Below are 22250 nucleotides of genomic sequence, written 5' to 3' on the forward strand. Positions count from 1 at the left end.
ACCGAATTCTCATCCGCCCAGGCGGCCACCGATAGGGGGCCATGAAGTCTCAGAGGGGGACCTGGGGTCGTCCGCCGGGTCTGGGGCGCTGTGCGGGGTCGATGAACCCGGGTGGTGGACCCGGGTCGACGGTCGATCATCTCGACGGTCCGGCAGCCGTGCTGCACGACCTGCCCGGACGATGAATGACTTCTTGTGCGGTGCGGCCCTGTGCGATCGCCGTGCGTTCTCGCGGTCTGTCGTGGTGCACAGCGCCGGGCAAGCAGCTCGCCGTGGAGCATGGTGAAGAACACGTCCGGTGAGTCCGCCCACGTCCGTCGCGCCTGCGCGATCTCAGACAGTTCGGCCGGGTCGGCCACTGCGTATCCAACCGCCCGATCAGCGAACCTGGATCGGGTCACCCTCTCGGCCCACAGCTCAACCCACCCGGCGCGGTCCGCCGGCGTCGCGAATGTCCACGTCGAGGTCGTGACATCGACGACGTGAAGGCCGGCCGAGCGCGCCCACCGGGGCAGCATGCGCCCACCATCCGGACTGCCGCCGTTCCGGATCAGCACGGAACGTGGACCCGACGAGTTCCCGGGGCCGGGACCTTCTCCTCTGTCGAGAGCGACCGACGTCGGGCATGAGGCCAAGATGACAAGCGGAAGGCCACCTGACCCCTCCCCACCCGCAGCGCACCGAGGATCTCGATGGCGGCAGTCACCTCCGGCGCGGTCGCGACGTTCCTGGAGATCGATGTTCGCGACCGCTGCGGCGATCGCGGTCGCCGCCGGCGCGCTCCTGGTCTCGACGGCGAGTGCCGAACCACCCGGGAACCCAGGTCGGGCCCAGGACATCACGGTGATCAGCAGGGCCACCTCGATCAACAGGTTGGCGCTGTCGAATCCGCCTCAGACGGGGGACAGATGGACGTTCAGAGATGATCTGTTCTCCTCCACCACGCTCGGGACGAAGATCGGACGAGCGGACGGTGAATGCGTACTCATCGATCCCGTGGAATTCCGGTTCGAGTGCACGATCACGAACTCGTTGCCCGACGGCGACCTCATGACCCACGGATCGTTGACAGCGGTGCAGGGGAGCACCAGCACCGGCGCCATCATTGGTGGCACTCGTGCCTACACGACCGCGAGGGGTGAAGCGACGATCACGCTCGGACCGCTGGGCGGACCACACGAGGCGACGTTCTCAGTCACATCGAGGCCGTGACGCCTGCCGGTCATGACTTGGGCTGTGGGATGGCAGTGGCGCTACGCCCACCGCACCAGTTCCCGCGCAGTGCTCGCGAACGTCCCGATCACGGCCGCGGAGACGGGCCGGTGACGGTGCCCCGCGCCTCGTACTTCCCCTGGCCGAGGGCGCCCCCGCCCGTCTACCCGACCGACGGTGCCCTTCGCTCAGAACCCCGGGACGCGACACCCCTCACGCCGCGCTGACCGATTGCCTCGGCAGGCAGAACACGCCGTCGTACCCCGCGGCGACGTCGACGGGGACGTGGGTCGTCGCGTGCCGGATGCTGCCCGGGCCCGGTGCGCCCCGCGCCGCGCGCAGGTCGAGCAGCACCGGTCCCCCGCCGAGGTCGGCCACGGCCTGCTCGACGCTGTCGGGCGCCGGTTCCTCCAGCGGTACGGAGGACAGCGCGATCCCGTGCCGCGCGGTGTCGTCGAGCGCGAGCCCGGTCGTCGTGCCGGTCAGGGCCGTGAGCCCGAGGACCACGTAGTCGTCGCCGAGCTCCTCGGCGAGCAGCGTGCCCGCCGACGGCGCGCTCACCCCGCGCAGGAACGTGAACGGGACGCGCTGGGCGTGCCCGTTGTGCATCAGCAGCACGACCTTCTCTCCGGAGGCGCGCAGGTACCGCGCCGTCTCGGCCATGTAGGCGTCGCGCGACGACGCCACCAGGGCCGGCGGGTCCGGCGCGGACAGCACCGCGAACTCGCGCAGCTGCTCGTCGAGGCGCAGGGCCCCGAGCGCGAGGTGCCACGCGAGCGGATCGCCGGAGGCCCGCAGCAGCAGCCGGGCCAGCGCGGTGGTCGCCGCGTCCTGGTCCGCGGCGGACAGCGCCGACCACCGCCCGGGCGCGACCCCGTTGTTCGCCGACGCGTAGGCCGCGGTGGCGGCCCGGGCCGGGTCGACCAGGTCGGCCGGCAGCATCGACCGCAGCCGCGCCAGCGCCGGCTCCGGCGACCCGCCCGACCCCGGGACGTCCAGCCCCGCGAACCGCACCGATCCACCGGCGTCCACGTGCGACCGCAGCGCGTGCACGAGCGCCCGCATCTCGGGGTGGTCGCCCGCGCGGAACGTGAAGCCGTCGCGCGCGACGTCGTCCCACGACCCGTCGCCGCCCTGCACCCAGGCGTCGACGAGCGCGCCCTCGGCGAACCCGGACTCCAGCGCGACCACGCCGAACCCCCGCTCCCGGACGAGGTGGAGCACCAGCCGGGCGCGCAGCTCGCCGAACTCGCGGATGCCGTGGTTGTTCTCGCCGATCGCGACGATCGACGCGTCGCCGACCAGGGCGTCGACCGCTGCGAGGTCGTCGTGGGGCAGCGGCTGGGGCAGCGTCACGCCCCCAGGCTCCCCGGCACGTCGACCGGATTCCGGCCACTCGGAGGTCCAGGTTTCAACCGTTCGGGTGGCGTGGCGCACCACCGATAACGACGGACGCCTGCCCTGCGACGACCAGTGCAGCACGTCCCATCGGGGGAGCGTCGGGGATCGTCGGGGGAAATCATGGGTGTTCTGGCTGCCGTCGGTGCGCTGGGTGTCAGTGCGGGCGCGTGGGCGGTCACGCCGCTGGTGAGCATGGCCCGCCGCGGCACGCGCGACCAGCAGACCGTCGAGTCGTGGCGCGAGGAGACCGACCGCGCCGCCGCCGTGCAGCGCGCCCGCCGTCGCGCCGCGATCGTCGCGAGCGTCCCGATACAGCGCAGCCGCTCCGTCGACGTGCCCGCGACCCCGCAGCAGCGCCGCTCGCCCCTCGCGAGCTGAGCGTCCGGCGCACGGCCGGCGGTCCCGCCGACCCGGGCTGTTAGCGTCCGGCGCCCGACCGGCCCATCCGAGCAGGCCGGTCGGAGCGACCGGGGGGTTCGCGAGCATGGCACCGAGAAGGACCTGGATCGTCCTGGCCCTGGCGGCGGCCGTGGCCGTCGGCTGCGGGTCGACACCGGCCCCGGCCGCGCCGCCCGAACCGGCCGCGCACGCCCGCGCCGCCGCACCACAGGACTCCTCGGTCCTCGCCTTCGCCGACGCCCAGCTCGCGGCCACCGCCGACACCCTCGCGCCGCCGGCCTACCCGGTCCGCACGAACCCGGACGGAACGTGGCTGACCAAGGAGGCCGACGACTGGACCGCCGGGTTCCTGCCCGCGGCCCTCTGGCGGGTGTACGAGCGCACGCAGGACCCGGTGTGGCGCGAGCGCGCCGAGCGCTGGCAGGAGCCGCTGACGGCGGAGACGACGCACGACGACACCGACCTCGGCTTCAAGATGTTCATGACGTTCGCCGTCGACCACCAGCTCACCGGTGACGAGGGCGCCAAGCAGACCGCGCTCGCCGCCGCGGACACGCTCGCGTCCCGGTTCAACCCCGCCGTCGGCATGATCCGCGTCTGGGACGACCGCGACGACCAGGAGAAGTACCAGGTCAACATCGACGCGATGATGAACCTGGAGCTCCTGTACTGGGCCGCGCAGAACGGCCGCCCGCAGTACGCCGACATCGCGAACCGCCACGCGGACCGCACCATGCGCGACCTCGTGCGCCCCGACGGCAGCACGTCGATGTTCGGCGGCTACGACCAGCGCACCGGCGCGCTTCAGCGCACCTACACGATGCAGGGCTTCCGCGACGACTCGACGTGGGCGCGCGGCCAGGCGTGGGCGGCCTACGGGTTCGCGATGGCCTACCGGTACACGCAGAACCCGGCCTACCTCGACACCGCGCACCGCACCGCCGACTGGTTCCTCGGCCACCTGCCGCCCGACCGCGTCCCGTACTGGGACTTCGACGTGCCGCAGGCGCCGCCCGAGCCGCGCGACACCTCGGCCGCCGCGATCACGGCGAGCGCCCTGCTCGCGATGAACGAGCTGGACGCGGACCCGGAGCTCAAGGACGCCGACGTCGACGGCGCCCGCGGCATGCTCGCGTCGCTGTCGACGCCCGCCTACCTGGCGCGCGACACCCCGTTCCGCTCGATCCTGCTGCACGGCACGCAGAACCTGCCCGACGGCCAGGCCGACTCGGGGATCATGTCGGCGACTACTACTTCCTCGAGGCCCTGAACCGCTGGGAGCGCCAGGTCGGACCGGCCGCCCAGCTGACCCAGAGCTAGAAGTTGCCCTTCACCGACCAGCCGCCGTCCACCGGGTAGGTCAGACCGGTGAGGAACGCGCCCTCGCGGAAGAAGTAGGCCACCATCGACGCGATCTCCTCCGGGCGCCCGAGCCGGCGGATGAGGTGCGCGTCGGCGTTGGCCTGCTTCATCTCGGGGGTGATGTCGGCGAGGATCGGGGTGTCGATCGTCCCCGGCGCGATGGCGTTGATCAGCACGTTGCGGCCCGCGTACTCGAACGCCGCCTGGCGGGTCAGCGCCGCATGCCGGGGATCACCGCGCGCATCCCGAGCCACGGGCCCTTGAGGTCGGTCGCGATCACCTCGTCCCAGGCCTCCTCGGTGAGCCCGGTGACGGTGTCCTCGCTCTGCAGGTTGACCACGCCGGCCACGTTGGCGAGCAGGTCCACGCCGCCGAGTGCGCCCTGGACGTCGGCGACGGCGTCGCGCCAGGCGTCGCCGCGGCGCACGTCGACCCACACCGCGCGGGCGGTGCCGCCGTCGGCCTCGATCTGCTTGACGGTGTCGGCGGTGTCCTGGATGTCGGCGCAGGCGACGTGCGCGCCCTCGGCGCCGAGGCGCAGGGCGGTGGCGCGCCCGATGCCCTGGGCGGCGCCGGTGACGAGGGCGACGGAGCCGGCGAGCGAGGCGGTACGGGGATCGGGGACCGAGGTCACGGGTTACCTCCAGCGACGGGGACGACGTCCCCAGTCGACCCGCGGGGCCCGTGGTGGAGACAGGGCGGCCACCGGCGGCGCTCGGAGACCGCGACAACCTCAGGCGTCCTCGCGGAACCACCCGGCGAGCTCGAGGATCTGGAACGCCACCCGGGCGACGAGCAGCGTGTCCAGCGCCGCCGGGTCCTTGCCGGTGATCTCCCGGACGCGCCCGAGGCGGTAGCGCACGGTGTTCTCGTGCACGCCGAGGTCGGACGCCGCGCGCTGCACGCGCGCCTCGGCGGCCAGGAACGCGCGCCAGGTCGGCAGCAGCGCCCCGTCGGCGCCGTCGTGGTCGCGCACGGGTCGGACCAGCTCGTCGGCGAACCGCACGGCCTCCCGGACCCGCCCGCTGGCCACCACCACGCGGAACAGGCCCAGCTCGTCGACGGTGACGACGCGGCGCGACCAGCCGAACGAGCGCGCCAGCTCCTCGATCTCGCGCAGCTCGCGGTGGGCGCGCGGGAACTCCTCGGGCTCGCGGCACACGGCCGAGACCACCCCGCCGCGGATGCGCACCCGCAGCACCAGGGCGTCGGCGACCGCGGCGACGTGCGCGCGGACCTCGTCGGGCGTGGACACCCCGGTCCCGCGGCCGAGGCGCACGAGCAGCACGACCGCGCCGGGCAGCGTGGTGGCCGGAGGTTCGTCGGCGCCCAGGCGCAGGGCGAGGTCGCCGACGACGAGGCGGCGGGCGACCGAGGCGTGCGGGTGGCCCTCGCCGCTCTCCACCGCGAGGCGCACGAGGACGTGCGGCTCGGTGAGATCCACCCCGAACGGCAGGCCCCGGCGCGCGAGCTGGGTGCCGTCGCGGTGGTTGTTGAGCAGGTCGGAGAGGAAGTCGTCGCGGGCCTGGCCCTCGGCCTCGATCTGCCGGCGCTCGGAGAGCACCTGCAGCGCGAGGACGGTCGCGCCGCGCTCGGCGAGCTTGGTGTCGAGGTCGCCGAGCGCCCGCCCGGCCTCCACCACCGCGAGGTAGCCGCTGGGGCGGCCCTCCACGATCAGCCGGCACACGACGTGACGGCGGCCCAGACCGGTCAGCGACGAGGGCTCGAGCACGGTGCTCGGCCGCGCCGCGGAGAGCTCGGCCAGCGCCGTGCGCAGCGCGGGCCGGTCGCGGGCCCGCTCGCCGACGACCGGCGGACCCGTGCGCAGCGCGCTGGGCGCGGTCCAGGTGAGCACGGCGAAGTCCTCGTCGAGCAGCGCGACCGGGGCGCCCGCGAGGTCGGAGAGCAGCTCGACGACCGCGCGGATGTCGGCGCCCTCGAGCACCGCGCCGGTGAGCTTGGCGTGCACGTCGGCGAGGAACTCGAGCATCCGCTTCTGGCGGTCGAGCTCCTCGGCCTGCGCGGCGAGCCGGGCGCCCTGCAGCGCCTGGCGGATGACCAGCGCCGCGAGCCCGCCGAACAGCTCGCCCAGCGAGATCTCGTGGTCGGTGTATGTGTGCTCGCGGGCGACGTTGTCGACGAAGATCAGCCCGATGACGTCGCCGTCGAACACCAGCGGCACGCCGAGCATGGCCCGCACGCCCCAGTGCTCCATCGTGCGCCGGTGCGGGCGGGGGTCGTTGGCGACGTCGGTGATCAGCACCGGGGCGGCGCTGCGGATGACCTCGCGGCTGAACGCGTCGCCCGGGATGCCGGCCTCCTGGGCCTGCACCGCCGCGCTGATGTTGCCGGCGTCGCGGCACCAGCCCGCGGCGCCGCGGAACCGACCGTCGTCCTGGCGCAGGTAGACCGAGCAGCGCCCGACACCGAGCAGGAGGCACAGCTTCTGCCCGACCAGGGCGAGCAGGTCCTCGAGCCGGGTCGCCGTGATGGCCTCGGTGGTGATGTCGGCGAAGGCCGCGATGACCTCGCGCTCGCGCGGGCCCGCGCCGTCGGCGTCGCCGTCCGGGCGCGCGACGGCGAGACCACCCATCCCGGTACCGCCTCCCGGTCGACGCGCCCGCAGGCCGAGTGTGCCCTGCGGGACGCGCCGAACGGGAGGGGTCACGCTCTGGTCGGTGCGGGTTCAGACCGCGGCCGGGGTCTTCGTCCGCATCTTGTGCAGCTCGGGCACGACCTTCTCGCCGAACAGCTTCATGCTCGCGTGCACCTTGTCGTAGGGCAGGCCCGCGTAGGAGAAGGCGAGGTTGGCCATGAAGTCGCCGACGGCGTCGCGGCGCTCCTCGTACCTGCCGATGATCTGCTCGGGCGTGCCGTAGACGTTGGCGTCGACGTAGGCGCTCGCCGCGGTCTCCATGCCGGCCTCGCGGATCATGTCCGCGCCGACCTGGTAGGCCTCGTAGCCCGGGGTCTCGCGCCAGTGCGAGCCGGCGAAGTCGTAGTGCTTGATCACCGACAGGAAGTACCGCGAGATGTACTCGTGGGCGACGGCCTTCGCCTCGTCGGGGTCCTCGTGGCAGTAGGTGAAGTCCTGCAGCAGCGGCGGCCCGGGCTCGGTGCCGTGGTGCTCGCGGTGCAGGCCCCGCCAGCGGTCGATCGCCTGCGCATGGGTGCCGATGTCGTACTGCATGAACGTCATCATCTGCACGGGCAGCGACGCGATCGCCGGGATCGAGTCGGGCGACATCGCCACGCCGAACAGGCGCCCGTCCAGCGAGCGGCTCGGCCCGGGCCGGACCGCGGTGCGCGGCTGGTGGTAATGGGTGCCGTCGTGCTCGACGATGCCCTCCTCCAGCCCCTTGATGATCATCGGCGCGGCCTCGTCGAAGCGCCCGCGGGCCTCGCCCATGTCGACCCGGAAGGCCTCGTACTCCATCTTGGCCAGGCCGCGGCCCATGCCGAACAGCACGCGCCCGTTCGACAGGTGATCGAGCATGATCACCTTCTCGACCACCCGCAGCGGGTCGTTCCAGGGCAGGATCACCGCGCCGGTGCCGAGCTTGATCCGCTCGGTGCGCCCGGCGAGGTACGACATGATCTGCAGGTTGTCCGGGCACATCGAGTAGTCGTCGAAGTGGTGCTCGGCCGACCAGACCGAGTCGAACCCGTACTGCTCGGCGAGGACCCCGAGCTCGGCGTCGCCGCGGAACACCTCTTCGTCGGTCTTGTCGGAGAACCAGTTCTGGAAGACGAGCAGGACGCCGACGTCCATGGGTTGACCTCCCGGTCGGGTTGAGGAGCTGGGCCGGTCAGCCCAGGAAGACTGCGCGGGTGTGCTCGGTGTCGAGGTACTCCTTGACGCGGCGGATCCGCCCGTCGGAGAGCTCGAAGACGAAGTGGTAGAGGTTGTTGTAGACGCGGCCGGTGGACAGCTCGGCGTACGACTCGGTCTCCGCCGCGACGCGGTCGCCCTCGGCGGTCAGCGCCGTCGGGGTCAGCGCGATCGCGCCGGTGGTCGACAGGGTCGACAGGCCCGCGAGCATCTCGCCGAAGGCGGCCTTGTCCTTCTCCCCCGAGATGCCCTCGATCGTGCCCGCGACCCACCAGGTCGCGTCGTCGGTGAGGAAGCCGAGGATCGCGTCGACGTCGCCCCGGGAGAACACCTCCATGAACTCGGTGACGACGGCCTTGTTGGCGTCTTCCTTGCTGCGGGTGGCGGCCTCGGTGGTCAGGCGGCGGACGCTAGGAACGACGGGCGGGCGACGGAACGTCACGGCGTCGTCACCGTTGGAGGTCCGCACAAAGTCGATGGTCGCGCTCACGCCGTGCCCCCGAACGTTGCCATGAGCCCGCCGTCGACCGGCACGACCGCGCCGGTCATGTAGCTCGCGCCGGCCACCGCCACGACGACGTCGGCGATCTCCTCGGCGCTGCCGGTCCGCCCGGCCGGGATCGCGGCCACGATCCGGTTCCGCGCCGACGTCGAGAGCCCGGCGGTCATGGCCGTGTCGACGAAGCCCGGCACGACGAGGTTGACGCGCACCCCCGCCGGCGCCAGCTCCACGGCCAGCGACCGGGTCAGGCCCGCGAGCCCCGCCTTCGCCGACGCGTAGGCGCTGTCGCCGGGGAAGCCGCGGAAGCCGACGACCGCGCCGACGTTGACGATCGCCGCGCCCGGCGCGAGACGGGGCACGGCGGCGTGGCACACCTCGTAGGCGCCGGTGAGATTGGTGGTCAGCACCTCGTCCCACCGGTGCCGCGCCAGGTCGGCGATGCGCCCGCCGCGGTGCACCCCCGCGCAGTTGACGACGACGTCGACGCCGCCGAGGTGCTCGCGCGCCCGGGCGAGGGCGACGTCGACCGACGCGGAGTCGGTGACGTCCGTGGGGATCTCCAGGACGTCGTCGGACGCGTACGGCTCGGTGGCCGGGGTGCGGGCGAGGACGGCGACGGCGCCGCCGGACTTGGTGACGTGGTCGACGACCGCCCGCCCGATGCCCCGGGTGCCCCCGGTGACCAGCCACCCCCCGGTCACCGTCACCGGCCCGTCTGCTCCCCCGTGGACGACAGGAACGACCGCAGCTCGGCGAGGTAGGTCTCGCGGTCCTCGAGGTGCGGGGCGTGGCCGACGCCGTCGAACGGGACGAGGCGCGCGTCGGGGTAGAGGTCGATCGCGGCCTCGACGCCGGAGAACGCGACGAAACCGTCGCTGCGGCCGTGCAGGACGAGGACCGGCACGTCGAGCGTGCCGATCGTCTTGCGCTGGTCGAGGGTCGCGAGGTCGCGCAGCGAGTCGTCGGCGCGCGGGCCGTTCTCGAGGAACATGCCCCACATCCAGTCGACGACGTCGCTGCTCACGGGCACCGCGCACACCGCCTGGGCGACGCCCTTGAAGGTCGTCGCGCGGTCGGCGGCCGCCCCCGCGAGCACGGCCTCGACGTCGTCGGGGGTGCCGCCGTGCGGCCAGTCCGGCGCCGCCGTGTAGCGGGGGGTCGCGCCGCCGGTGAGGACGAGCCCGCCCGCGGCGGAGCCCAGCCGCGCGACGGCGTCGACGGCGATCGCGCCGCCGAGCGACCACCCGTTGACCACCGGGCGCTGCAGCCCGAGGTGCTCGCACAGCCGCGCGACGTCGGAGCCCATCGCGGCGATCGAGACGTCGGCGAAGTCCTTGTCGGACCGCCCGCAGGCGCGCGAGTCGAGCAGCACGACCTCGTGGCCGTCCGCGCGCAGGGCGGGAGCCACCGTGTCCCACGAGTGCGCCGTGAGCCCCCACGCGTGCACCAGGACCACCGGCTGCCCCGTGCCGGCGTGGTGCTCGAAGTAGATCCGCCGTCCGTCCTCGACCTCGAGGTGTCCCACGTCGTCCTCCCGGTGCTGGTCGTGTGCTCGGTGGAACCTAGGAAGTGGTCGTCGAGGCCCGGGAGCCGTCGGCGGGCGCGGCGTTGTGGGTTCCTCCAACGGTGTCGCGCAGCCGCCGCTTGTCGACCTTCCCGACGCTGGTGCGCGGCAGGGCGTCGACCACCTCGACGCGGTCCGGGCACCACCATCGCGGCACCCGGCCCTCGAGCGCCGCGAGCACCGTGTCGGGGTCGACGCCCTCCGCGCCGGGCACCACCACCGCGACGGGACGCTCCTGCCAGCGCTCGTGCGGCACGGCGACCACGGCCACGTCGGCGACGCCGGGCGCCTCGAGCAGGGCCGCCTCGAGGGCCAGCGAACTGATCCACTCGCCGCCGCTCTTGATGAGGTCCTTGGTGCGGTCGACCACGCGCAGGCGTCCCTCGCGGTCGATCGTCGCCACGTCACCGGTCCGCAGCCAGCCGTCGACGAACGCCTCGGGGCGCTCGCCGCGGTAGTAGCTGCTCGCCACCCACGGCCCGCGCAGCAGCAGCTCTCCGCGGGACACGCCGTCGTGCGGGACCGTCGCGCCGTCCTCGTCGACCAGCCGCCATGCCAGACCGGGCAGGAGGCGGCCCTGCATCTGGATCTGCGCGTACCGCTCCTCGGTCGTCGCGTCGGGTTCCGGGCGCGAGAAGGTCGCCATCGGCGAGGTCTCGGTCATCCCCCAGCCCTGGAACGCGGGCACGCCGAGGTCCTCCTCGACCCCCCGGATCAGCTCGCGGCTCGGGGTGGAGCCGCCGAGCACGAGCGCGCGCAGGCTGCGCAGGTCGGCGCCGCTGCTCCGGGCGTGCGCGACGAGGTCGACGGCGAGCGTCGGGACCATGCCGAGGTAGGTCGCGCGCTCCCGTTCGATGATCGTGGCGACGTCGGGGATCCGCGGGGACGGCCCGGGCAGGATCTGGTCGGCACCCACCATGAGCGCGGCGAACGGGACGCCCCAGGCTCCTGCGTGGAACATCGCGACGAGGTGCACGACCCGGTCCCGGCGGCTGATCGCGTGCCCGTCGGCGAGGCCCGCGGCCATCGTGTGCAGGGAGAGGCCCTTGTGCGTGTAGCCGACGCCCTTCGGCGCGCCCGTGGTGCCGGTCGTGTAGCAGAGGGCGGCGAGGTCGTCCTCGCCGCGCGGTGGCGGGTCGTACACCGGGTCGCCGCCGCTGACGAGATCCTCGTAGCACATCTCCCCCGGCTCCGGATCGCCGTCGAGCACGACGACGCCCATCCCGGGGCGGGCCGCCCGGGCGGGCGCGGCGGCGGGGCGCAGCGCGGCGTCGAGGAACAGCAGCGTGTCCTGCGCGTGCCCGACGACGTAGGCGATCTCGTCGGGGCCCAGGCGCAGGTTCACCGTGTGCAGCACCGCGCCGGCCAGCGGCACCGCGAGGTAGAGCTCGAGGTGGCGGTGGTGGTTGCCGGCGAGCGTCGCCACCCGGTCGCCGGGCCGGACGCCGAGCGCCCGGAGCGCCCCGGCGAGCCGGCGCACCCGCGCGTCGTACTCGCGGTAGGTGCTGCGCCGCACGCAGGTGCCGTCGACGTAGTCGACGATCTCCCGGTCCGGGGCGTGGTCGCGGGCGCGGTCGAGGAACGCGGTGACGAGCAGGCTCACGCCTGGGCCACCGGGGTCGCCAGCCGTTCCCGGACGGCCGGCGCCACCTGGGTCGCCAGCAGCTCGACGCGCCGCGACCCGTGGTCGACCGACTCGCCGGGCAGCTGCGCCCAGAAGTGCACGTCGCGGATCTGCGGGCGGGCGGTGAGCAGCGCGGTGAGCTCGTCGATCGCGGTCGCGGGGTCCCAGAGCGTGAAGGCGCCGGCGGCCACGATCTGGCCCGGGTCCTCGAAGCGCGGCGTCGCGTCCGGCGGCCCGAAGGCACCCCAGGAGATGTAGGTGTTGAGCTGGTCGAGCACCAGCGGCCCGATCTCGGCCCACTCGCGCTCGGGGTCTTCGGCGATCAGCGCCCACTGCCCGGCGTAGATGCGGCCGTGCTCGCGGGGCGTGCCCTGGCGCTCCAGCGCGTCGAGGTACATGTCGTGGTGGTGGTTCTGCGTGGACAGGAAGCCGTCGCCGATGCGCGCGACGCGCTCGATCGCCCGCTCGGCCATGGCGCCGACCAGCAGCTGCGGGGTCTGCTCGGGCACCGGCGTCACCGGCAGGCCCGGGAAGCGGTAGCGCTTGCCCTCGTAGGGCTCGGTCGAGCCCGACCAGGCGCGCCGGATGATCTCGACGCCCTCGGTGAGCAGGCTGGGGCGGTTCTTGATGTTCTTGCCGAACGCCGCGAACTCGCGCTCCCAGTAGCCCTGGCCGACCCCGAGGTCGAAGCGCCCGCCGGTGAGCAGCGAGACGGTCGCGGCGTCCTCGGCGAGCCGGATCGGGTCGTGCAGCGGCGAGACGATGAGGTTGGTGCCCACCCGCATCCGCCGGGTCCGCTCGCCGATCGCGGCGGCGAGCGTGAACGGCGACGGCGTGTACCCGTCGTCGCAGAAGTGGTGCTCGGTGAGCCAGACCGAGTCCAGCCCGATCTCCTCGGCCCAGGCGATCTGGTCGAGCACCTGGCGGTAGAACGTGCTGAACGCCCGGTCGGCGACCGGGTTGCGGAAGTCGTACCAGAGCCCGAACGCCACGTCGCGGTTGTCCATGCGCCCGATGCTGGCGACGACCCGCACGCCGGCGGGACTCCCCCGCCCCCCAGCCGTTGTGGACCTCTCCAAGGTGCGGGGCGCGCGGGACCCGGTGCAGCGAGGGCCTCCCTGGCTGCCTGGCACGCAGCGAACGACGCCCTCGCTCCCCATCCCGGGCGGCCCGGGCGAGCGCGAGGTCAGGGCACGGTCTGAAGCGGGTGCTCCAGCTCGTCGGCGAAGCGGGCGAGCGCGGCGGCGCGACGGGTCGGGACGTGCTCGGTGGGCACCGCGGTCGGCGTGTAGTCGCGCAGCAGGCGCCGGGCGACGCTGACGCGGTGCACCTCGTCGGGCCCGTCGTAGATCCGCGCGGCCCGCGACCACCGGTACATCTGCTCCAGCGGCATGTCGGTGGTGAAGCCGAGCGAGCCGTGGACCTGCACGGCGCGGTCGAGCACGTCGTGGAGCACCTGCGCGCCGTGGTACTTGATCATCGCGATCTCGGTGCGGGCGGCCGGGGCGCCGACCTGGTCGATGCGCCACGCGGTGTGCAGGGTCAGCAGGCGCGCCGACTCGATCGCCGCGGCGCTGTCGGCCACCCAGTTCTGCACCGTCTGCTTGTCGGCGAGCGGTCCGCCGTGCACGGCGATCGACACCGCGCGCTCGGCGAGCATGTCGAACGCGCGTCGGCAGACCCCGATCCAGCGCATGCAGTGGTGGATGCGCCCGGGTCCCAGCCGGCGCTGGGCCAGCGTGAAAGCCTCGCCGCGGCCGCCGAGCAGGTTCCCGGCGGGGCTCCGGACGCCGTCGTAGACGACCTCGCCGTGCGCCCACACCGGGTTCTCGCCGCCCGGGTCGTTCATCAGCCCGAGGTCGCGGACGCGGATGCCCGGCGCGTCCCCCGGCACGAGCAGCATCGACATGCGGTGGTGCGGGTCGGCGTCGGGCTCGGTGACGGCCAGGACGATGTGCAGGTCGCCGCGCGAGGCGTTCCCGACCATCCACTTCCGCCCGGTGATCACCCACTCGTCCCCGTCGCGCTCGGCGCGGGTGGTGAACTGGCGCGGGTCGGAGCCGGTGCCCTGCTCGGTCATCGCGAACGCCGAGAGGATGCGCCCGTCGAGCAGCGGGTCGAGCCAGCGCCGCTTCTGCTCCTCGGTGCCGGCCAGCGCGATCAGCTCGGCGTTGCCCGAGTCCGGCGCCTGGCAGCCGAAGACGAACGGCGCGAGCTCGCTGCGCCCGAGCACCTCGTGCAGCAGGCCGAGCTTGAGCTGGCCGTAGCCCTGCCCGCCCAGCTCGGGGTCGAGGTGCGCCGCCCAGAGGCCCCGTTCCTTGACCCGCGCCTGCAGGGGCTGCGCGAGGCGGCGGAAGGAGGCGTGGTCGAGGTCGAGCACCTCGAGCGGGTAGATCTCCTCCTCCAGGAAGGCGCGCGCCCAGTCGAGCTCCGCCGCGAACTCCGGCTCCGTCGAGAAGTCCCAGGCCATGACCCGGACGCTAGGGAGCGCGGATCGGGGCGGCGATGTGACGCCCGCCCGGCGTTGGAGGTCCCTCCAAGTCGCTCAGACGACCCCGCGGGCGCGCAGGTCGGCGCGCGCGGCGGCGTCGATCCCGATCTCGGCGAGCACCTCGTCGGTGTGCGCGCCGAGCGGCGGGCCGAGGTGGTCCACGCGCGGCTCGACGCCCGACAGGCGCGGCACCGGCATCTGCACGAGCAGGCTGCCGAGCTCGGCGTCGTCGACGCGCCGGAACACCTCGCGGGCGACCATCTGCTCGTCGGCGACGAGGTCGGCGACGGTGTACACGGGGCCCGCGGCGATCTCCTCGGCCGCGAACACCGCCATCGCCTCCTCCTGCGTGTGCCGCGCGACCCACGCCGCGACGACCGCGTCGACCTCGCCGGCCCGGGCGAGGCGCCGCTGCGGGTCGGCGAAGTCCGGGTCCTCGGCGAGGTCGGGGCGCCCGATCGCGCGGAACACGCGCAGGGCCACGGTCGGCGCGCTGCCCGACATCGCGATCCAGCGGTCGTCGGCGGTGCGGTAGGTGTTGCGCGGCGCCGAGATGTCCCAGCGGTTGCCCATGCGTCCCGGGACGGTGCCGGTGGTGTCCCACGTCAGCAGCGACTGCTCGATCAGCCGGGCCAGCGGGTCGACGAGGTTCACGTCGATCAGGCGGCCGTCCCCGCCGCGGACATCGCGCTCGTACAGCGCCGTCATCACCGCGTACGCCGCGGTCAGCGACGCCACCCCGTCGGCGAGCATGAACGCCGGCAGGGTCGGCGGTCCGCCGGGCTCGCCGGTGAGGTGCGCGAACCCGCTCATCGCCTCGCCGACGGTGCCGAAGCCCGGGTACTCGGCCTTCGGTCCCTCGAGCCCGAAGCCGGTGACGTGCAGCATCACCAGCCGCGGGTTGTCCGCGCGCAACCGCTCGTGGTCGAGCCCCCAGCGCCGCAGGGTCGCGGGCCGGGTGTTCGCGACGACGACGTCGCAGCTCGCGGCGAGGCGGCGGGCGAGGTCCTGGCCGTCGGGGGTGCGCAGGTCGATCGTCACCGAGCGCTTGTTGCGGGCCACGCTCTTCCACATCACGCCGACGCCGTCGCGCTGCACACCCCAGCCGCGGATCGCGTCGCCGACCCCGGGCGGCTCGAGCTTCACCACGTCGGCACCGAACTCGCCCAGGTACGTCGCGGCGAGCGGCCCGGCCGCGAGCGAGGCCATGTCGAGGACGCGGAGTCCGGAGAGGGGGAGCGGCACGCGATCACGGTAGCCGGGCGCAGAGTTCGTCAGACTCAACTGAACAGTCTAGACTGGCTATCGTGACGGAGACCCGGGAGCTGAGCGCGTCGGCGGTGCGGGCGGCGCACGAGGTGCGCGTCGTGGTCGGGCGGCTGCGCCGGCGTCTGCGCGAGTCGCACCAGGCCGGGGAGCTGACGCTCACCCAGACCTCGCTGCTGAGCCGTCTCGAGCGCGAGGGCCCGCGCACCGCCAGCGACCTGGCCGCCGCCGAGGGCATCCGCCCGCAGTCGGTCGCGGCGTCGACGGCCGTGCTCGAGGAGCGCGGGCTGGTGACGCGTCGCCCCGATCCCGACGACGGCCGCCGGCAGCTGCTCACCATCTCCCCGCGCGGCCGGGAGCTGATCGACAGCACGCGCGCCGCCCGCGAGGAGTGGCTGGCACGGGCGCTGCACGAGCGCCTCACCGACGACGAGCGCGGCACCGTCCTCGCGGCGATGGAGCTGCTGGACCGGGTGACCGACCGGTGACGACGGCCCTGCAGCGGCTCAGCCCGAGGGCATCCCCGCCGGAGGGGTTCGACCGCCGCCTCGTCGCGCCGATGGTGCTCGGCGCGATCCTCAACCCGATCAACTCGACCATGATCGCGGTGGCCCTGGTCCCCATCGGGATCGCGCTCGGCGCTCCGCCCGCGCAGACCGCCTGGCTCGTCTCCGGGCTCTACCTCGCCACCGCGATCGGCCAGCCGGTGGTCGGGCGCCTGGTCGACCTGTTCGGCGCGCGCCGGCTCTTCCTCGCCGGCGCGGCGCTCATCGGGGTCGGCGGCGTCCTCGGCGCGCTCGCCCCGTCGATCGCGGTGCTCGTGATCGCCCGGGTGCTGCTCGGGCTGGGCACGTGCGCGGGCTACCCGGCGGCGATGACGCTGATCCGGGGCGAGGCCGACCGCACCGGCCGTGACAGCCCGGCCGGGGTGCTGACGGTCCTCGCGGTGGCGACGCAGACGGTCGCGGTGATCGGCCCGACGCTCGGCGGCTTCCTCATCGCCGTCGGGGGCTGGCGGGTGACGTTCACCGTCAACATCCCGCTCGCGATCGCCTGCCTCGTGCTCGGCGCGCTCTACCTGCCGCGGTCGACGGCGGCGCGGCGGGGCGTCCGGGCCGTCGCCCGCGCGGTCGACCCGCTCGGCGTCGCCCTGTTCGTCGTCACGCTCGTGTCCCTGCTGCTGTTCCTCACCCACCTGCACGCGGACCTGTGGTGGCTGCCGGTCCTCTCGGTCGCGGCCGGTGCGGGGCTGACGTGGTGGGAGCTGCGCGCGCCGCTGCCGTTCCTCGACCTGCGCCTGCTCGGCGGCAACCTCCCGCTGCTCGCGACCTACGCCCGCTCGCTGCTCGCCGCGATCTCGTCGTACGCGTTCCTCTACGGCTACACGCAGTGGCTCGAGGAGGGCCGCGGGCTCTCGCCGCAGGTCACCGGGCTCGTGCTGCTGCCCGTGTTCGGCGCGGCGATCGTCGTGTCGTCCGTGACGGGGCGGCGGCGCGAGATCCGCGGCAAGCTCGTCGCGGGCGCGGTCGGCCAGGTCGTCGTCGCGGCGCTGCTGCTCCTGCTCGACGCGGGCAGCGTGCTCTGGCTGATCCTCGCGGTCTCGCTCGTGGCCGGGCTGCCGCAGGGCCTGAACAACCTGGCCAACCAGAACGCCGTCTACTACCAGGCCGACCCCGCGCGGCTCGGGTCGTCGGCCGGGCTGATGCGCACGTTCTTCTACCTCGGCGCGATCATCGCCTCGGCCACCACCGGGATCGTGTTCCGCGACGGCGCCACCACCGCGGGCATGCACGAGCTCGCGATCGTCATGCTCGCCGCGGCCGCGGTGTTCCTCGTGCTCACGCTCGCCGACCGCTCGCTGGCGCGCGTGGTCCAGCGCGTGGACACGCCCGATCCCGCCTGAGTGGGCTCAGACGCGGGTGACCCTCGCGGGCGTCGTCCACGGGGAGGCGCACCGTGGGCAGCGCGGCCCGCGCCTCGCGTCGCGACTCGACGGCCAGGATCGCGCGGTGGGCCCGCGGGACGAGGTCCGCGTCGGCGCGGTCGAGGGCGGCGGTGAGCCACCGCAGGGCGCCGCCGTCCCAGCGCCCCGGCTCCGGGGTGTACGCCGCGGAGCGCTCGGCGAGCGTGACGCCGAGCCGGTAGAGCACCTCGGGCTCGAAGTCGTCGGGGGGCACCTGGGTCGCGAGCCACAGCGCCACCTGCCCCTCGCCGCGGGCCAGGGCGACCCGCGCGACGCGGGCCCGGTCCTCGGTGCCGAGCCGGTGCCACAGGTCGCGGGCGAGGTCCTCGGAGACCGCCCAGCCGCCGGTGTCGCCGTCGGCGAGGTGGGAGAACAGGCGGTCGGCGGCGAGCCGGGTCCGGCCCCGGGCGCCGGGCACCGCGCGCAGCACGCGCAGCCCGCCGTGGTCGGCGCGCAACAGGTCGCGCACCGTGCGCCGCAGCTCGCCCGGGTCGGTGGGCGGCGCGCCCACGGCCGCAAGGGACAGCGGGGCGACCTCGGCGAGCAGGGCGGGGGTGAGCGGGAGCGGGACACCGAGGCGCTCCCAGTCGACGGCCGCGCGCAGCAGCCCGAGCGGGACACGCGACGACCAGCCGACCGGGTCGAGCACCGCGCGCGCCCGCGCCACGGGGCGGACGTCCTCACCGATCGGGCGCCCGGCCGGCATCTCGACCCCCGCCGCCTCGAGGCGGGCACGCGTCGGGGCGGCCAGGGAGGCGCCGAGGAACGTGCGCCGGGTGGTCAGGACGAGCCGGACCCCGCCGCCGAGCGCGCCGAGCACGGCGTCGTCGACCTGGTCGAGCAGGGCGGGCGGGGCGTCGTCGGCGGCGATGACGACCGGCCGCGCGCGGGTGGCGATCGTCCGCGCGGTGCCGACGAGAGCCGCGAGGTCGACGGCGTGCGGGTCGGTGACGGGCAGGAGCAGCCGGTCGCCGAGCATCCGGCGCAGCGCGCGGTGCAGGGCGCGCGAGGAGCCGGCGAGGCGGTCGCCGACCACGACGACGAGCGGCCGGTCGGCCCCGAGCGCGTCCTCCAGGACGTCGTCGACCACGCGCGGGCGGTACGGCGCCGAGGCCTGCGCGTCGTGCACCCCGAGGAGCTCCGGGCCCGCCTCCGCCATCGGCGTGGGCGCCCGGGACCCCTCGCGTGCTCTCACCACCACCGAAGTGTCAGGAGAACATCACCGGAGAACCAGTCACCGATGTGGTTGTCACCCGTTTGCTCGGCGCGTCACGACAGGACGAGGCGTCGGACGGGTCTTGGATCCGCACCCCCCGGCCGACGCCACCCGAGCGAGTGGCCGCCGGACCACGATCGGGGCCCGGGCCCGGGCCACACCGTGATCGCGAGCCGACCACCGACCCGGTCTCCGTCCGTTCCCGGACCTTTCCCACGGGTGTGAACCCGTTCACCGTGGCAACCCTGCGTCCTACGCCGATCAGCTCAGCGTGAGGGAGCGCTGGGCCCACGGAGGTGCCCCATGGGACGTCACAGCCGCTCCGACCCGACCGCCGCCGCCAGCGAGCCGGTCCGCCCACGGCGGATCGCCCTGGCCGTCCGGCACACGATCCCGGCACCCGCCGTCTCGCCGGGTGCCGACATCACCACCCTGACGATCCGCCCCCTCGGACCCGCAGCGGCGCTGCGCGCGGACACCGCGGTCCCGCCCGCCGGGCCGCCGGCACGGCTGAGCCGCCGCGACCGGCGAGCTGCCCGCCACGAGGAGGCCGAGCGGGCCGCGCTCGCCGCTCGGATCGGCCGCGCGCAGCGGCGGAACCGTCAGGTGGCCGCGTCGGGCGTTCCCGCGCCCCGTTCCGCGGACCCCTCGTCGATCAGCGGACCGCTCTCGATCGACGCCGTCGCGGCGGCGCGTCCACCCTGGAGCGCCGGCAGCTAGAGGACCGCAGCCGCTCGGCCACCGAGCTGCGCGCACTGCCGCACGGAACACTGGTGGGCCCGCCGCGCCCGCCCGGCCCGCCGGTGGCTACTGGTCCTCGTCGGTGCGGAAGTCGTCCGGGGTCGCGTCGGACAGGGCGCGGCGCAGCGCCTCCACCTCGTCCTCGACGTCGGCGGGCGGCGTCGGTGACGACGGGTCGGCCTCGTCGGGCTCGTCCTCGGTGCCCCCGACCGTCGCCACCGCGTTCGCGGGCAGCGCGGCCTCGGCGAGCACGTCCTCGGACGCGTCGATCGGGCAGCCCTGGTGCACGGCCAGCGTGACGGCGTCGCTCGCGCGGGCGGACACCGATCGTGTGCCGCCGTCGGCGGTGACCAGGTCGAGCTCGGCGTGGAACTGGCCGTCGACCAGGGCGGTCAGCCGCACGCCGGTCAGCTGCGCACCGAACGCCTCGACGGCGTCGAGCAGCAGCCGGTGGGTCAGCGGGCGCGGCAACGTGGCCGCGACCTCGGCGGCCGCGAGCGCCGTCGCCTCGGGCGCCCCGATCCAGATCGCGAGGTAGCGCCGTCCCCCGCTCTGCTCACGCAGCAGGAGCACCGGGTCCTCGCTCCCCTGCTCCTGCCCCACACCGGCGACCTCGACCACAGCCATGCCCCCACTATCCGCTCGCCCGCCACCCGACGTCGACCGCGCCCTCACCTGTGAGCGAACTCCGGGGTCATGACCCCCAAGTCCGCTCACAGGGGCCGTTCGGCTCAGCGCGCCGCGCTCATCCCCTGGGCCAGGCGCGTGACGGCGGTGCGGGTCTCCTCGATGGCGCCGATGCACCGCGGGGTGTCGGCCGGCGTGGCGCCGGTCGCGCATCCCCCGCGCACGAAGTGCTCGTGCCCGGTCCGCACCGCGAGTGCCGGATCGGTGATCTCCCGGTCGTCGGGACGCGCGCCGGCCGCGGCGTTCCCGACGTTGAGCACCTCTTCCTCCCACCGCGCGCACACCGGCCACTGCCGTGTCAGGTCGGCGACCGTGTAGCAGGGGTCCTGCTGGACGAGCCGGAGCTTGGTGCGCGCCGCCTCCAGCGACCCGTCGGGCCGCGCGGCGGGCGCGGACGTGCCCTCGGTGTACTCGCTCGAGCAGCCGGCGAGCGCGAGCACGGCGAGGAGCAGCCCGACGACGACCCGCCCCGATGCGACCACCGGGTTACGGTCGCAGGGCCGCGGGGGCGTCGCCACCGCGGCACGTGCGGTGTCAGCCCGCCGCCGCCGGGAAGTCCGTGTCGCTGCCCAGCGCTTCGACGGCGTCCACCTCGGCCAGCCGCGTCGTGTAGGTCTGCCGCACGTTCTCGAACGCGTTCGGGCCGAGCGGGAGGCGCAGGGGCGGGTCGGCCAGGTCGGCGACCTCGAGCACCACCTGCGCGGCCCGATCCGGGTCGCCCGGCTGGGTGCCGTGGAGCTTGAGGAACTTCTCGCGGGACTCGTCGAGCACCTCCGCGTACTCCGGCATCGGCTCCGGCCGCGCCGGCGAGCGGCCGGCGAAGTCGGTGCGGAACGGCCCCGGCTCGATCATGGTCACCTTGATCCCGAAGCCCTTGACCTCGGCCGCGAGCCCCTCGGACATCCCCTCGAGCGCGAACTTCGTCGCCGAGTAGATCGACCCCCCGAGGGCCGAGCGCACGCCCGCGAGCGACGACATCTGGATCACGTGACCCGACCCCTGCGCGCGCATCACCGGCAGCACCGCCCGCGTGACGGCGAACGGCCCGAACACGTTGACCGCGAACTGGTCGCGGATCTGCTCCTCGGTGAACTCCTCGAACGCCCCACGGCTGCCGTACCCGGCGTTGTTGACCACGACGTCGATGCGCCCGAACTCGGCGACCGCGTACTCGACCGCCGCGGCCACCTGCCCGTCGTCGGTGACGTCGAGGGTCGCGACGCGCGCCCGCTCCGGCGCGAAGGCCGCGAGGTCGGCGATGTCGTCCACGCGGCGTGCGGTCGCGACGACCCGGTCGCCGCGCTCCAGCGCGGCCCGCGCGATCGCGCGCCCGAACCCGGTGCTCGTCCCGGTGATGAGCCAGACCCGCCCGGCCCCGTCCTGCGGCGACATCGCCGTCTCCTCCCACTCCTGAAATCCCCCGACGGTCTCGCCGTCGAGTCTGCCCGTCGTCGGACCGGTGGCTCCGGAGACGGCGCTCACCCCATCCGCACGATCTCCGACGTCCCGAAGCGGCGCGCGACGAGGTGCTTCACCCCGCACGGGAAGTCCTGCTCCGAGACGTGTGCCGCGGCGAGCGCGCGCTGGGCGGCGGCGTCGCCGGCTCCACGCAGCGCTCCGGCTTGGCGTTGGCGAGCGCGAGGATCGCCCCGGCCCCGCGGAGTGCGGGCGATGACGGCGTCGACGCCCGTGTCGCGCGCCGAGGCGGTGAGACGGGCGGTCTGGTGCGCGGACGACGACCCGGTCCCGCCCACGACCACGGCGTCGGGCACCGCCGCCCGCACCGAGGCGAACAGCGCGAGCCGCTCGGCGTCGTCGAGGGCGTCGGCTTCGCCGGTGGTGCCCGCGACGACGATCGCGGTGGCGCCGAGCTCGACGAGCTGCGCGGCGAGCTTGCCGGTCCCGTCGTGGTCGACCTGCCGCGCGTCGTCGAACAACGTCACGAGGGCGACGCCGACGCCGGTGAACACGGGCTCGGCCATGGCTGACC

The 22250-nt window shown here is 74.4% G+C and carries 21 protein-coding genes and 1 pseudogene; 6 read left to right on the forward strand and 16 right to left on the reverse strand.

Going from position 1 to position 22250, the window contains the following annotated elements; all coding sequences use genetic code 11:
• The first annotated feature begins 738 nt into the window (after positions 1-738).
• On the forward strand, positions 739-1212 hold the full coding sequence (locus PHK61_RS30420) for a hypothetical protein (RefSeq protein ID WP_274284784.1): 474 nt from the start codon (positions 739-741) through the stop codon (positions 1210-1212).
• Positions 1213-1425: 213 nt separating this feature from the next.
• Here PHK61_RS30420 and PHK61_RS30425 read toward each other — a convergent pair whose 3' ends face one another.
• A complete protein-coding gene (locus tag PHK61_RS30425; protein ID WP_274284785.1) occupies positions 1426-2568 on the reverse strand; it encodes an erythromycin esterase family protein in 1143 nt (380 codons plus the stop codon).
• Positions 2569-2733: 165 nt separating this feature from the next.
• Between PHK61_RS30425 and PHK61_RS30430 the strand changes: the two genes are divergently transcribed.
• Both PHK61_RS30430 and PHK61_RS30435 read left to right on the forward strand, forming a co-directional pair.
• Positions 2734-2991: a hypothetical protein gene (locus PHK61_RS30430; RefSeq protein ID WP_274284786.1), complete on the forward strand. Its 258-nt coding sequence runs from the start codon at positions 2734-2736 to the stop codon at positions 2989-2991.
• 106 nt (positions 2992-3097) lie between these two features.
• A complete protein-coding gene (locus PHK61_RS30435; RefSeq protein WP_274284787.1) occupies positions 3098-4282 on the forward strand; it encodes a glycoside hydrolase family 88 protein in 1185 nt (394 codons plus the stop codon).
• A gap of 46 nt (positions 4283-4328) precedes the next feature.
• On the opposite strand, the pseudogene PHK61_RS30440 reads toward PHK61_RS30435, so the two are convergent.
• From PHK61_RS30440 to PHK61_RS30485, 10 genes and pseudogenes are all read right to left on the reverse strand, one after another.
• Positions 4329-5008, reverse strand: a pseudogene (locus PHK61_RS30440) (SDR family NAD(P)-dependent oxidoreductase).
• 99 nt (positions 5009-5107) lie between these two features.
• Positions 5108-6967 carry a GAF domain-containing protein gene (locus PHK61_RS30445; RefSeq protein WP_274284788.1) on the reverse strand — a complete coding sequence of 620 codons (1860 nt, stop codon included), beginning with the start codon at positions 6965-6967 and terminating at the stop codon, positions 5108-5110.
• A gap of 93 nt (positions 6968-7060) precedes the next feature.
• Positions 7061-8146, reverse strand: a complete 1086-nt coding sequence (locus tag PHK61_RS30450; RefSeq protein ID WP_274284789.1) for an LLM class flavin-dependent oxidoreductase — start codon at positions 8144-8146, stop codon at positions 7061-7063.
• A 37-nt stretch (positions 8147-8183) separates the two neighbouring features.
• Positions 8184-8675 (reverse strand): nuclear transport factor 2 family protein, encoded by a 492-nt coding sequence (locus PHK61_RS30455; RefSeq protein WP_274284790.1) that lies wholly within the window; start codon positions 8673-8675, stop codon positions 8184-8186.
• A gap of 17 nt (positions 8676-8692) precedes the next feature.
• Entirely contained in the window at positions 8693-9415 is a 723-nt protein-coding gene (locus tag PHK61_RS30460; RefSeq protein ID WP_274284791.1) for an SDR family NAD(P)-dependent oxidoreductase, read from the reverse strand.
• The gene (locus PHK61_RS30465; RefSeq protein WP_274284792.1) at positions 9412-10233 is read right to left on the reverse strand and encodes an alpha/beta fold hydrolase; all 822 of its coding nucleotides are present in this window, start codon (positions 10231-10233) and stop codon (positions 9412-9414) included. Before PHK61_RS30465 ends, PHK61_RS30460 begins: the two co-directional genes overlap by 4 nt.
• 37 nt (positions 10234-10270) lie before the next feature.
• On the reverse strand, positions 10271-11875 hold the full coding sequence (locus tag PHK61_RS30470) for a long-chain-fatty-acid--CoA ligase (protein WP_274284793.1): 1605 nt from the start codon (positions 11873-11875) through the stop codon (positions 10271-10273).
• Positions 11872-12903 (reverse strand): LLM class flavin-dependent oxidoreductase, encoded by a 1032-nt coding sequence (locus tag PHK61_RS30475; protein ID WP_274284794.1) that lies wholly within the window; start codon positions 12901-12903, stop codon positions 11872-11874. Before PHK61_RS30475 ends, PHK61_RS30470 begins: the two co-directional genes overlap by 4 nt.
• A gap of 179 nt (positions 12904-13082) precedes the next feature.
• Positions 13083-14366 carry an acyl-CoA dehydrogenase family protein gene (locus PHK61_RS30480; protein ID WP_274284795.1) on the reverse strand — a complete coding sequence of 428 codons (1284 nt, stop codon included), beginning with the start codon at positions 14364-14366 and terminating at the stop codon, positions 13083-13085.
• Positions 14367-14441: 75 nt separating this feature from the next.
• Positions 14442-15632: a CaiB/BaiF CoA transferase family protein gene (locus PHK61_RS30485; protein WP_274284796.1), complete on the reverse strand. Its 1191-nt coding sequence runs from the start codon at positions 15630-15632 to the stop codon at positions 14442-14444.
• 62 nt (positions 15633-15694) lie between these two features.
• Here PHK61_RS30485 and PHK61_RS30490 point away from each other — a divergent pair, with 62 nt between their 5' ends.
• Positions 15695-16141, forward strand: a complete 447-nt coding sequence (locus tag PHK61_RS30490) for a MarR family winged helix-turn-helix transcriptional regulator (protein WP_274284797.1) — start codon at positions 15695-15697, stop codon at positions 16139-16141.
• The gene (locus tag PHK61_RS30495) at positions 16138-17556 is read left to right on the forward strand and encodes an MFS transporter (RefSeq protein WP_337994017.1); all 1419 of its coding nucleotides are present in this window, start codon (positions 16138-16140) and stop codon (positions 17554-17556) included. Before PHK61_RS30490 ends, PHK61_RS30495 begins: the two co-directional genes overlap by 4 nt.
• Here the strand turns inward: PHK61_RS30495 and PHK61_RS30500 are convergent.
• On the reverse strand, positions 17492-18814 hold the full coding sequence (locus tag PHK61_RS30500) for a hypothetical protein (RefSeq protein ID WP_274284798.1): 1323 nt from the start codon (positions 18812-18814) through the stop codon (positions 17492-17494). The two genes, PHK61_RS30495 and PHK61_RS30500, sit on opposite strands and share 65 nt — an antisense overlap.
• Positions 18815-19135: 321 nt before the next feature.
• On the opposite strand from PHK61_RS30500, the gene PHK61_RS30505 reads away from it, so the two are divergent.
• Positions 19136-19552 carry a hypothetical protein gene (locus tag PHK61_RS30505; protein WP_274284799.1) on the forward strand — a complete coding sequence of 139 codons (417 nt, stop codon included), beginning with the start codon at positions 19136-19138 and terminating at the stop codon, positions 19550-19552.
• Positions 19553-19639: 87 nt separating this feature from the next.
• On the opposite strand, the gene PHK61_RS30510 is transcribed toward PHK61_RS30505, so the two are convergent.
• The 4 genes from PHK61_RS30510 to PHK61_RS30525 all read right to left on the reverse strand — a co-directional run bounded on the left by PHK61_RS30510 (position 19640) and on the right by PHK61_RS30525 (position 22242).
• Entirely contained in the window at positions 19640-20200 is a 561-nt protein-coding gene (locus PHK61_RS30510) for a bifunctional nuclease family protein (RefSeq protein ID WP_274284800.1), read from the reverse strand.
• 104 nt (positions 20201-20304) lie between these two features.
• Positions 20305-20742 (reverse strand): hypothetical protein, encoded by a 438-nt coding sequence (locus PHK61_RS30515; RefSeq protein ID WP_274284801.1) that lies wholly within the window; start codon positions 20740-20742, stop codon positions 20305-20307.
• Positions 20743-20794: 52 nt separating this feature from the next.
• Positions 20795-21652, reverse strand: a complete 858-nt coding sequence (locus PHK61_RS30520; protein ID WP_274284802.1) for an oxidoreductase — start codon at positions 21650-21652, stop codon at positions 20795-20797.
• Between the two features lie 86 nt (positions 21653-21738).
• Entirely contained in the window at positions 21739-22242 is a 504-nt protein-coding gene (locus tag PHK61_RS30525; protein WP_274284803.1) for a dihydrodipicolinate synthase family protein, read from the reverse strand.
• Between the last annotated feature and the right edge of the window lie 8 nt (positions 22243-22250).

This window comes from Actinomycetospora lutea (genome assembly GCF_028737205.1).
Classification (GTDB): Bacteria; Actinomycetota; Actinomycetes; order Mycobacteriales; family Pseudonocardiaceae; genus Actinomycetospora; species Actinomycetospora lutea.